This is a genomic window from Fodinibius sp., from assembly GCF_041642155.1.
Lineage (GTDB): Bacteria > Bacteroidota > Rhodothermia > Balneolales > Balneolaceae > Fodinibius.
Window position 1 is genome coordinate 1 of the sequence record NZ_JBEPWZ010000075.1, and the last position, 11,870, is coordinate 11,870.

Genomic DNA, 11,870 nt, shown 5'->3' on the forward strand with positions numbered 1-11,870 from the left:
GGAAGGGAAGCTTATGGCCGACGTATATGGACAGAATGCACGGTTTATTCCCGAATCGGATATAAACGAGATCGGTGAGCCGGAAAAGACGATGGAACGTTCCCCGGGCATCCATGAAGAGTGGGTGGATGCAGCCAAGGGCAACGGGACGACTTCCTCGAATTTTGAATATGCGGCCGCTCTTACCGAGACCATGCTGGTCGGTAACATGGCGATCCGTTTCAAGGATGCCAATACCAAGCTGCAGTGGGATGCCGACAATATGCGGGTCAGAAACCTGCCGGAAGCTAATGAATGGCTGGATGATCGAAATGATTTCCGCATCGGCTGGAGGGAAATAATTGGTTAGTTTCCGTTTCCCGGAGAACAATCCGGATTAAGCGGCTGTTGCAACTTTTGCGAAAATGCCCGGTGCTTTTACAGTGCCGGGCATTTTTTGTTTAACGGGGCGTTGAAGTTATATCTGGGGCAACCAGCGTATAAATTCTGCACGTTTTTTGCTCCGCATTCGCTCTGTCCACCCTTGAATTGCCTGGGGAATAACCCGGGTTGCGGGAGTACCCTCAGGAATACTTCGGTAAAAACTCAAAGAACCGGGCAGAGGTGCGAATGCCGCGGTAAAAATCCTTGAGCGCAAATTTTTCGTTCGGCGAGTGGATGGCATCGCTGTTAAGTCCGAATCCCATCAGGATGGATTGGGCCCCCAGGAGGCGTTGAAAATCAGCGACGATGGGAATGGAGCCGCCTTCGCGGGTAAAGAACGGTTCCCGGCCGTAGACCGCCTCAAAAGCGTCTGCCGCAGCCTGTAACCCGTAAAAAGAGAGGTCCGTAATCGCCGGTTGTCCCCCGTGATGTTCGGTGACTGTTACGGTGACCGTATCCGGGGCCAGGGATTCTACCTGTTTTGCAAAGAGCCGGGCGATGGTTTTGGGGTCCTGTTCCGGGACCAGCCGCATGCTTATTTTGGCACCGGCCTTCGATGGCAATACGGTTTTAGCCCCTTCTCCCTGGTAGCCGCTCCAGAGCCCATTGACGTCGAGGGTGGGACGAGCGGTGGCACGTTCCAGGGTAGAATACCCTTTCTCCCCGTGCAAGGCGTCCACTCCCAGCACTTGTTTGTAGTCCGTCTCGTCAAAAGGGAGCTGCCGGTAAGCCTTTCGTTCTTCGTCTGTAAGGTCCTTGACGTCATCATAGAAGCCCGGGATCCGGATCACCCCGTCCTCGTCTTTCAGCCGGGCGATGATCCCCGCCAGCACATTGGCGGGATTGTCAACGGCCCCGCCGTATACCCCGGAGTGCAGATCGCGGTTGGGACCTTCCACCTCCACTTCCATGTACGCCAGTCCGCGCAGCCCGTAGGTGATAGAGGGAGTGTCTTCGGCAAACATCGCCGTATCGGAGATAAGAACCATATCGCAGGCAAGCAGTTTTTCGTGGGCTTCGATAAACGGCACCAGGTGGGGAGAGCCGATCTCCTCTTCGCCTTCAAAAATAAATTTAATATTGACTGGAAATGATTCCCCGGAAGCCAGGTAAGACTCCAGTGCCTTGAGGTGTGTAAACGACTGTCCCTTGTCGTCGCTGGCTCCCCGTGCATAGATATTGCCGCCTCGTACGGTTGGTTCAAAAGGGGCTGTTTCCCAAAGCTCCAGCGGGTCGGGGGGCTGCACGTCGTAATGGCCGTAGACCAGTACCGTCGGACGGGTGGTACCCGTTGTTAATTCCCCGTAGACGATGGGATTGCCGTCCGTTTCAAAGAGTTCGGTCCGGTCCATATTCAGCGACTCCAGCTGGTCCAACAGAAAGCGGGCGGCGTCGCGGATATCGTTTTTATGTTCGGAGCTGGTGCTGATGCTCGGAATGCGTAAAAACTCGAAGAGCTCTTCCCTGAACGTTTCTCTGTTGGCGTCAATATAATCGGTAACCGTAGGCATAATTAAGCAAGGGTTGATTTAATAGTATTATATAAAAATATAAGCAATGCGTATTTCTTCTTTATTCTACATCTCCACCGCTGAAGGTTCAGGCAGCGCCGCGAGCACCATGCCGGTTGTCGCAGCAGATCGCGGAAGTTTATATCGTTAAAAAACAGGAACACATGGCTTTCAGGAGGCTTCGCTCTACTGCATGTTTTATGGGGTAAAACTGTGGGTTAGAGTATCATGATCTCTTTCGTGGGTATCCATCCGTACAGTCCGTTGCTCATGCGCACATAGCTCCATTCAGGCTGTTCATTGCTGCGTTTGTGATCAACGGTAAAGGTATAGCCCTCAAAAGCCTGGCTGACCAGCGAAGCATCTTCCCGGGGGGTTTCAGCCACCGGAGCTTCTTCGGTCACCATAACCGCAACGCTGTAGCGGTTGCTTACATACTGCGTATAAAAAGCAGAAGCCATAAGGACGACAGCAAGGCCGACGATCGTAAAGCCCATGGTCTTTACCGCACGGGGGAGTCCCCGTATAAACCAGCGGGCTATAAAAAAAAGAATCCCCAGATTAAACAGGATGAGTCCGGCTGCCAGCAAGGCCGGGGCCCCTATATTGTCTTGCAGCCAATTGGTTGCAACATCCCAGGGCAGCTTCGGAAGAATGGCCGACTGATGGCTGAACTGTTTGTCAATATAATCCAGCGCCTGTTCAGCTCTGGCGGCTGTTTCCTCAAATTGGGATGATTTCAGAAAATAATATTTGGCCTTCCCGAGCGAATCTGCCCGCTGATAGGCAATTCCGAGATTCAAAAAAAGCGCACCGGAGAGGTTTTGCTGGTCTTCAAGCTGTTGATACAGCATGGCGGCCTCCATGTTCTGGCCGGAGCTCAGCAATTTGTTGGCTTCGTCAAACAGGGCCTGTGGACTCTGTTGAGCACCGCCTGCCACAGGGATGGCTCCGCAGAGGAACATCAACAGCAATATCTTTTGAAGCAATGATTGTACCACAGTTATAATACTTTTTTCAATTTCTCGAGGGTGCTTTGAGCTAAGCCAACGTGTGATTTCAGATACTCATGGGTAGCCTCAGGAGCATAGCTGATGGAAGCGCATTTATCCAGCAGCATACGAATATTCTTAACGAGTTCGGCATCAATATCATTCTTTTTTAAGGCCTGAAGATAATCCTCGTTGGAAAGACCGGCTTCGGGTAGATTCAACCGGTCGCCGATAAAGCCGGTGATTGCTTTTTGTAACATATTGTATGCCTGTTTGATATGTCCCTGCTCGGAAAGTTCTACGGCCTGATCGAGCCGGTCGGCAGCGGTATCCGACGCTTTTTGGGATCGGGCAAAGGCACGGTCATTGGTCATCCGGTCGAAGTAGCTCTTTTGCCAGTAGGCAAGAGCCAGCAAACACAGCGGAATGAGCAACCCGGCCCAGAACCACCAGTATGATATCAGGGAGGTATCTTCAAGGGTCGTCCAGCTTGCGAGACCGGTAACGGGACTTACAGGCAATGATCCGGGGGTATCCTGTTGGGCTATGTTATCGGGATTCGGCTGTACGGTAAAATGCAGTGCGGGCAAGGTCTGGGAGATATATGCATCCTGATCCGGATCGAAATAGGAAACCTCTTTTTCAGGTATCGCATAATCACCGGCGGAGCGGGCGATGACCACATCCGTAAATGTTTTGGTGCCGCTGATACGGCGATTGCTTCTTTTCAGGTCCGATGTTTCCTGCGGTTCATAGACCTCGAGTCCCTCGGGCAGCTCATATTCGGGTTTCGAAATCAGCGGTATGTTGCCGGTGCCGCTGATACGGGTCGTAATTTCAACAGATTCTCCCTCTGTCGCCTCATTCGTACTTATTTCCCGGCTGATATTATAGGAACCGACTGCACCAAAATAAGCGTCGTCCTCGGAAGAGGGCAGCGATTGAACCTCCAGGGTCACTGGATCGCTTTCCAGTTCTATCTGCTGCTGGTTGCGGCCCAGACCGCCAAAAAAACTACTGAACGGGTCATCACGGGAACTGCTTGTAGAGCGGACCGAAACAATGATCTTATAGGGACTTACTTCCAGGGTACCGCTTTTCGTAGGGAAAAGGGCAAACTGCAGAAGGCGTGCCTTGCGGTAGCGCACGCCGTTGATAACCGTTGTGTTTGCCTGGGGACGCTCCCTGTTGTTGAGCTCCTCTTTCCAGAAACCTTCGGCTTTCCAGCCCGGCACCGGCTGATATGAGTTGACTTCCAATCCATCCTGGAAATACAAGATGACATCCGAAATGATCTGTTGTCCTGTAACCGGCTGGCTGTCCGATACTTCCAGCTGTACAAAAATATCAGGCTCTTGTTCGTCTTGGGTTTTCGCCGATTCACTGCGGTCGATAATGGATACCTCAATAGGGTCGGTAGTGTACTCTTCGCCATCGATTGTGACGGAAATGGGGGGGATCTGATGGTCGCCCTTTTGCTGGGCGATCAGCTGGTAGCTATAGGTATAGGAGGTGCTGCTTTGCCCGTTGACATACCGGTAGCTTCGTGAAGTGGACGGGGTATTGCTAAGAAGGCGAAACCCATCCTGAAAGTTTGGCAGAGAAGGACGGGATACATCGTTGAAGTCTCCACTTATCTGGATAGAAAGCTGAATACGCTCTCCGGTATAAATCGTTGTTTCCGAAACCGTAGCCTCTACGGATATATCAGGCTGTGCCAACGCATGAGGAGAAAACAGTCCGATTAGCGCTACGGCAGAACAAATTGCACAAAAGAAGCTACCAATCTTTTTCATTCGTATTCTCGCTGGACTTCATTTTTTGTTTTTTGAATTCCTGTAGCAGATCTTTTTCCTTTTGTTCCAGCGCCCTCAGAATTTTTTCGGCATCAGCCTGGCTGATTTTACTTTGCTGTTGCTGCTGGTCTTGCTGATCCTGCTGGTTCTCTTGATTTTGCTGGTTTTGTTGATCCTGTTCCTGATCCTGGTTTTGATTTTGATCCTGCTGGTTTTGCTGTTGCTGCTGGTCTTGCTGATCCTGCTGGTCCTGGTCTTGATTCTGCTGTTGCTGCTGGTCCTGTTGATCCTGGTCCTGGTTTTGATTCTGATTCTGTTGATTTTTGTCTTGTTCCTGCTGCTCGTTTTTCTTTTTCTGAGCTAATTCATAGTTATGCTTGGCATCTTCATCGCCGGCCATATAGCGAAGTGAACGTTTGTAATAATCCAGTGCCTGGTCCCATTTTTTCTCTTCCGCCAAAATATTGCCGATATCATAATTGGCCATGGCACGCCGTTCGGGGTCGTCCGTCATATTCTTAAACTGTTCAAACGTACGGATCGCTTCTTCGCTGTTGCCCGCTTTGGCCTGGGCGCTTGCAAGGTTGTAAAATAATTTCGGGTTATCGGGCTCAGCATCAATCGCTTTTTTGAAAAGGGCAATAGCTCTCTCGTACTCGCCGTTGTCATAGGCTTCATTTGCCTTGCGGGCCTCTTCGGGGGCAAAACCCATCAAAAGAAAAGCCGTCAGGGTTACAAGAATAAATCTCATCATAGGATTTTTGTATGGATGTTTAATATATGATATCACAGATTTCGTTCCCGGTAGCGGGACTAATCCATTTGTTCAGCAATGGCCAACGTTTCATCATCCATTTTCATATTCGTAAACACATTAGATACATCGTCGTTGTCCTCAAACTTATTCATCAGCTTAAAGTTTGATACTGCTACCTCCGGATCGGCCCTGACTTCCGTCATGGGGATTCGAATAAGCTCGGCGGATTCAATATTATACCCCCCCTCTTCCAGTTTGTCCCTGACCTCGTACATCGTATCGCGTGCCGTGGTGACATTGAAAAAATCGCCGTCCGTATCTATTTCTTCGGCGCCGGCATCAATGGCATTAAGCATAAATTCCTCCTCATCGTGTTCCCCCGGGGTAATGCGGATCATGCCTTTCTGCTCAAACAGGTAGCCGACCGAGCCGTCCGTGCCGAGATTACCCCCGTGAGAGGTAAAAATATGACGAATATCGCCAACAGTACGGTTATAGTTATTCGTGGTCACTTCAATAAAGTATGCAATGCCACCCGGGCCGTAGCCTTCGTAGGTGGCATCTTCATAACGGCCATCCCCCTCGTCAAGTTCGCCTGTACCCTTTTTTATGGCTCGTTCAATATTATCCTTGGGTACATTATCACTCTTGGCGTTATTAATGGCCGTATCGAGCCGGGGATTCATCTCGGGATCGCCGCCGCCTTCGCGGGCAGCTACCGATATTTCGCGAAGATGCTTATTGAAGATTTTTGCTCTTTTTTTGTCTTCTTTGGCCTTTTTATGCTTTATATTAGACCATTTGGAATGTCCTGCCATAAGATTTCATGCTTGTTAAAAAAGGATAACAAAGGTGAAAATGGATTCGTGTATTCTACAATCTTCTGAAAGTCTATAATATAAGAGATAGCTGGCTTTACACCTAATGTATCGAATTCGGGAAATGAGGAAGGACAAATTTTTGTTAATCAATGAAAAGCAGTGAAAAATCATTATTATGATGTCAACCAGTAACGTAAACAGCAGAAAGAATTTATAGCATGAATATAGGAATTGTGTGTTATCCCACTTTCGGTGGCAGTGGCGTTGTGGCAACAGAGCTGGCCAAAGGACTGGCTCACCGGAATCATAATGTACATATGCTCAGCTACGACCGGCCGGCCCGTCTGGATACATTTCAGACCAATATATCCTATCATGAAGTGAACATGAATACCTACCCGCTCTTTGAATATCCTCCCTATGATTTGGCGCTGGCTAATCAGATGGCCAATCTCATTGAATATGAAAAGATCGATGTATTGCATGTTCATTATGCGGTGCCGCATGCCACCAGCGCCTACCTGGCCAAGCAGATCCTGGGCGAAAAGGCCGCACACGTTCCACTGATTACGACGCTTCACGGAACCGATATTACGATTGTGGGCAGTGATCCCAGTTACAAAAGCGTGGTCGATTTTTCGATTAACCAAAGTGATGGAGTGACAGCCGTTTCGAAATACCTGAGGGAAGAAACCTATAAACGTTTTGACATCAGGAAAAAGATAGAAGTTATTCCGAACTTCATTGATCTCGAACGATTTAAAAAATCCAATAAAAACCACTTTAAACGCGCCATTTGTCCGAATGGCGAAAAAGTGGTGGTACACGTTTCCAATTTCCGTGAGGTCAAGCGGGTTCCGGAAGTGGTGAATGTATTTCACCGGATACTGGAAAATGACATCGACGCCAAGTTGTTGCTGGTGGGAGACGGACCCGATCGCCAGCGGGCGGAGAAACGCTGCCGTGAGTTGGGCGTTTGTAATCATGTCCGCTTCCTGGGCAAACAGGATCAGGTGGAGGAAGTACTCTCCATCGCAGACCTGTTTCTCATCCCTTCCGGATCCGAGACTTTTGGCCTGGCGGCCCTTGAGGCGATGAGCTGCAGCGTGCCGGTAATCAGTTCCAATATCGGAGGCTTGCCTGAAGTCAACGTTCATGGCGAAACCGGCTATCTCTGCGATCTGGACGATACCGACTGTATGGCTGGCTATGCTGTTGAAATTTTACAGGATAAAACACTGCACCAGAAAATGGCCCGTAATGCCCGCAGACATGCCAAGCGTTTTGAGATGGGAAAAATCGTGAGTATATACGAGCAGTATTATGAGACGTGCAAAGAGGAACTTCAAAAGCAAATAGCTTAATATTGTATTAGTCCGCCCCTCTTTTTGAAATGAAACGCACTGCATCGTTACGGGCCTTCGGTTTTATTATTCTGGGAGCCACTATCGTAAGTTTTACCTCTGTTTTGGTGGAGCTTGCAAATACCGGTCCTACGGTATCGGCTTTCTATCGAATGTTCTTCGGCGGGGTGATACTGATGGGAATATCCGTCCTCCGCAGCGACCGGCTCTGGTTTGGAGCTAAAAGCTTAGCGATACCTTTCCTGTGCGGCCTTTTTTTTAGCCTGGACCTCTTTTTCTGGCATCGCAGCATCATGTATGTAGGTCCGGGACTGGCGACTATACTCGGGAATATGCAGGTGTTTTTTGTTGCTTTGCTTGCGGTGTGGCTGCTGAAAGAAAAATTAAGCTGGCAATTGATGATAGCGATTCCTACGGCCGTCGTCGGATTGTTTTTGATTGTCCGTACGGGGTGGGGTCAGCACGACGGAGCTATAAAATTAGGAGTGCTGTACGGGCTATTGACGGCTCTTGCCTATGCCTTGTACATCCTTACGCTTCGAAAATCCCGATCTGAGGGCAATGAAACCCGTTTGTCTATCTTTGCCAATATGGGCTGGATCTGCTTGATATCGGCTTTTTTGCTGGGAATTACCGTCATTGTTGAACCCGACGCCGGCTTTGCGATTCCCGATCTGCAGTCCTGGGCTGCGTTGCTGGGACTTGGCATAGTGGGGCAGGTTTTTGGGTGGGTGCTTATATCCAAGGGACTACCGGATGTGGATGCATCGGTTGCGGGACTGGCTATCCTGCTCCAGCCGGCCCTGGCTTTTATGTGGGATATTCTGTTCTTCAACCGGCCAACGACAACCCTGGAATACATCGGCGCCGCCATTGTGTTGGCAGGTATTTATATTGGGGCGACCGGTAAAAATGAGTGAGGCAGGAATCCATTCTCGCTGGTGGTCTTAAGTTAGCTTTTTGAAAGCTGTCAGATGGCAGCTGTGTGCCGTCCGACAGCTCATTAAGGTTCGAAGGACATCCTGAATGGATGGAGAAGATGCGATGGAGATAGGAAATACGCTGTACTCATATTACAGTGACGTAATGGCAAGAAGGGAAACAAAACCTGTAGTCACAACCATTTTTTGGGATGAGTAATCCTGATTCGGCGACCCATCATTTGTTCCACCATCCGGCGGACCGCCTCCAAATATTTCCCGAACTTCAGGGAGACCCTTTTTGAGAAGGTCATATATTCCGGAAAATGACTGGGACTCAGGTCCGGTTTCACGCCGTCGAGTTCGTTCAGCCAGTGATTGTCCTCCTCGTATCCGAAGCTGATCAGGTCATCCGTAAGGGAGCCGTGCAGCTTCAGTTGTCCCGCTATCCGCTCTTTGTGATCCCGCCATCGTCCCACGCTCGTCGGTTTAATCGGGCGCACACCGCTGAGGGCTTTTTGGGAGGAATCCGAAACGGTAGCCGCTTCATGATATTTACTGAAGGGCACGTTCTTTTCCAGAAAGGGTATCCTGGCGGACAAGATGTCTTGAACTTTATCGGGATCGGAGACAAAAGATTCATACCGTATGAGGATAAATCTGGGATGGTTTTGCAGTCGCCTCGCCTCTTTGCTGTACATTTTCCAATAGCGGAGACTGGCCCAGTAGCGATCAGGGTCTTTCTTGTGCCTGCTGCAAATGATGTCCCTGGGGTCGCGCAGCATACAGATAACATAGAGATCAGGGTCAACCCGCAGGCTGGGTCCCGCTATCATGACATCTTTTGGGTTCTTGGTCAGGAAAATATCCGGATGGCCGGGCGCACGGGTAAATAAACGGTCTTCATGCGTGGTATAATAATCGATATGGTAGCACGTCTTAATCGCTTCTGCCATGAGTGTGGTCCCGGTGCGGGGACTTACCCCAACGATATGAATTCTTTTCATGATGCGAGGGCCCTTTTTAGGGATGGCCATTGGATGTGATATGAATAATACTATTTACTCCGTTATATAAAAAGGCTTGCCGGGTTTTTGAAAACCCGGCAAGCCCCGAGAATAGTTAAGCTGCCATATACGGCCTGCTGGTGGAAGCCAGGCCACGACGCCGACCCGCCGGCGTTCATCATCGGCCGTCATACACAGCCTATGGATGGAGGCCAGGCCCCGAATGTGCTGTCAAGCCGCCAGAACGTTGGAGACTTCTTCCGCTGCTTCCTTGAGCAGTACCGCCGAGATAACATTCAGGTCTGAATTGTCGATAATCTCTTTGGCCTCTTCGGCATTTGTACCCTGCAGGCGGACGATAATAGGGACATCCTGCACCTTCTCGGCAATTTCCGGATCTTTAACCGCTTCGATAACCCCATTGGCTACGCGGTCGCACCGCACGATGCCGCCAAAGATATTAATGAGAATCGCTTTTACGTTTTTATCTTCAAGGATAATACGAAACCCATTCTTGACCGTTTCCACGTTGGCACTGCCCCCCACATCGAGGAAGTTGGCCGGCTCACCGCCTGAGAGTTTAATGATATCCATGGTAGCCATGGCCAGCCCGGCTCCGTTGACCATGCAGCCCACATTGCCGTCCAGCTTAATATAATTCAGCCCGTATTCCGAGGCTTCCAGCTCAACCGGGTTCTCCTCCGATTTATCGCGCAGTTCGGCAATATCGCTGTGGCGGAAAAGTGCATTGTCATCAAAAGTCATTTTCGCATCGAGCGCTATCACATCGCCCCCCGGAGTAAGAACCAGCGGGTTGATTTCCACCAGGCTGGCGTCGGTTTCCTCGTAGCAGTTATACAGCGCCATAATAAACTTTACGGCCTTTTTGAAAGCATCGCCTTCGAACCCGAGTGCATACGCCAGGTGGCGCGCCTGGTTGTGCTGCAGCTTCATTCCCGGTTCCACCCATTCCTTTACAATTTTTTCGGGCGTTTCTTCGGCTACTTTTTCAATTTCAACGCCTCCTTCCGTTGAAACCATGATCACATTTTTACTCTTGGACCGGTCGAGCAGGATGCCCAGGTAAAACTCCTGCTCGATGTCCACCCCGTCCGTGACGTAAATGCGCTTGACTTCCTGTCCCTCTTCTCCGGTTTGTACCGTAACCAGCGTATCGCCAAGCAGCGATTCGGCCGCATCGCGCACTTCCTCAATGGTATCGCAGAGAACGACGCCGCTGGCGCCGCTTTTTTTGGTTTTCCCTTTTCCCCGTCCCCCCGCATGGATTTGCGCCTTGACAACAAACAGGCTGGCGCCGTTGTCTTTCATCTCCCGGGCTGCCTCAACAGCCTTTTCCACGGTAGTAGCGGATACGCCCGCGGGGACAGCTACATTGTATTCTTTTAATAATTCCTTGGCTTGGTACTCATGGATTTTCATATCGACAGTCTGTAAGGTTTATAGTTACTGCAAGTTAAACGCCCGGTCTGACATAGCGGGACTGATTTTCTTCGGTGTAACAAATTCAGGCGCTTAATATAATAAATGAATGGCAAGAAATTCAGTGGGATATGCAATTAGCCGGGATTGCCTCACCAGGATGTTTGTACTTCAGCATGGCGAAGGGTAATAGCAGTGCAGACGTACCCCCAGTGCCCGGCGCGCTATTTTTATCTTCAGCGCAACTGACAGGCAACCTTCGCAGTATGGTACACGCTGTTATAGTTTTTGGACCTCTCAAATCGATATCAGGTTATCTTTATTATAAGAGTACAACAATATACCATAAATCGCTGTGAGGTAATACGGGTTAGCTCATTTTGGTCACAGGCCGCCCGATAAACAGCGAGCAAGAAGATAAAGTAGAGAGCGAAAGCTTTGAAAACAGGGAAGCCGCGCTACCGGTTGCTGATTTCTATCCTCCTTAACTCCGTCCCGTCCCGGTTCATGATATAGATTTCATCTTTGCCAGAGCGGTCGGAACAGAAGATGATTTCTTCCCCGTCCGGCGACCAGGAAGCGTAGTAGTCTTTTCCGCTGTGTGCCGTGAGTTGTTTCATATTGGTCCCGTCAATATCAATGACAAAAAGGTCGAAACTACCGAAGCGGTTAGAGGTAAAAAGAAGGGTCTTGCCATCCGGCGACCATTGCGGAGCGAGATCGAAATGATGGTCGGTGGTCAGCTGTGTTTGATTGGAGCCGTCGGCATCCATGACGTACAGGTCGAAATTGTCATTGCGGTCGGAGGCAAAGGCAATCTTCTCTCCGTCGGGCGACCA

At 49.9% G+C, this 11,870-nt stretch carries 10 protein-coding genes and 1 pseudogene; 3 read left to right on the forward strand and 8 right to left on the reverse strand.

Translation table 11 applies throughout. The features are described from left to right. Positions 1 to 349, forward strand: a pseudogene (locus tag ACESLU_RS06505) (gfo/Idh/MocA family oxidoreductase); the annotation flags it as partial. Between the two features lie 214 nt (positions 350 to 563). On the opposite strand, the gene ACESLU_RS06510 reads toward ACESLU_RS06505, so the two are convergent. The 5 genes from ACESLU_RS06510 to ACESLU_RS06530 form a co-directional block, all read right to left on the reverse strand. Continuing rightward, on the reverse strand, positions 564 to 1,934 hold the full coding sequence (locus ACESLU_RS06510) for a dipeptidase (RefSeq protein ID WP_372636804.1): 1,371 nt from the start codon (positions 1,932 to 1,934) through the stop codon (positions 564 to 566). Between the two features lie 218 nt (positions 1,935 to 2,152). Further along, positions 2,153 to 2,935 carry a hypothetical protein gene (locus ACESLU_RS06515; protein WP_372636807.1) on the reverse strand — a complete coding sequence of 261 codons (783 nt, stop codon included), beginning with the start codon at positions 2,933 to 2,935 and terminating at the stop codon, positions 2,153 to 2,155. 2 nt (positions 2,936 to 2,937) lie between these two features. Then, positions 2,938 to 4,722: a BatD family protein gene (locus ACESLU_RS06520; protein ID WP_372636810.1), complete on the reverse strand. Its 1,785-nt coding sequence runs from the start codon at positions 4,720 to 4,722 to the stop codon at positions 2,938 to 2,940. Beyond that, positions 4,706 to 5,476 carry a tetratricopeptide repeat protein gene (locus ACESLU_RS06525; protein WP_372636813.1) on the reverse strand — a complete coding sequence of 257 codons (771 nt, stop codon included), beginning with the start codon at positions 5,474 to 5,476 and terminating at the stop codon, positions 4,706 to 4,708. The genes ACESLU_RS06520 and ACESLU_RS06525 overlap by 17 nt, the downstream gene beginning before the upstream one ends. A 59-nt stretch (positions 5,477 to 5,535) precedes the next feature. Beyond that, positions 5,536 to 6,297 carry a YebC/PmpR family DNA-binding transcriptional regulator gene (locus ACESLU_RS06530; protein WP_372636816.1) on the reverse strand — a complete coding sequence of 254 codons (762 nt, stop codon included), beginning with the start codon at positions 6,295 to 6,297 and terminating at the stop codon, positions 5,536 to 5,538. A 221-nt stretch (positions 6,298 to 6,518) separates the two neighbouring features. On the opposite strand from ACESLU_RS06530, the gene bshA reads away from it, so the two are divergent. Both bshA and ACESLU_RS06540 read left to right on the forward strand, forming a co-directional pair. Next, entirely contained in the window at positions 6,519 to 7,664 is a 1,146-nt protein-coding gene (gene bshA / locus ACESLU_RS06535) for an N-acetyl-alpha-D-glucosaminyl L-malate synthase BshA (protein ID WP_372636819.1), read from the forward strand. Positions 7,665 to 7,693: 29 nt separating this feature from the next. Continuing rightward, positions 7,694 to 8,584 carry a DMT family transporter gene (locus ACESLU_RS06540; protein ID WP_372636822.1) on the forward strand — a complete coding sequence of 297 codons (891 nt, stop codon included), beginning with the start codon at positions 7,694 to 7,696 and terminating at the stop codon, positions 8,582 to 8,584. A gap of 194 nt (positions 8,585 to 8,778) precedes the next feature. Here the strand turns inward: ACESLU_RS06540 and ACESLU_RS06545 are convergent, their stop codons facing one another. The 3 genes from ACESLU_RS06545 to ACESLU_RS06555 form a co-directional block, all read right to left on the reverse strand. After that, a complete protein-coding gene (locus ACESLU_RS06545; protein ID WP_372636824.1) occupies positions 8,779 to 9,591 on the reverse strand; it encodes a sulfotransferase in 813 nt (270 codons plus the stop codon). 231 nt (positions 9,592 to 9,822) lie between these two features. Continuing rightward, positions 9,823 to 11,031, reverse strand: coding sequence for an ADP-forming succinate--CoA ligase subunit beta (gene sucC, locus ACESLU_RS06550; protein ID WP_372636827.1), 1,209 nt, complete (start codon positions 11,029 to 11,031; stop codon positions 9,823 to 9,825). 458 nt (positions 11,032 to 11,489) lie between these two features. Next, on the reverse strand, positions 11,490 to 11,870 hold a 381-nt coding region (locus tag ACESLU_RS06555; RefSeq protein WP_372636830.1), incomplete at its 5' end, for a TolB family protein.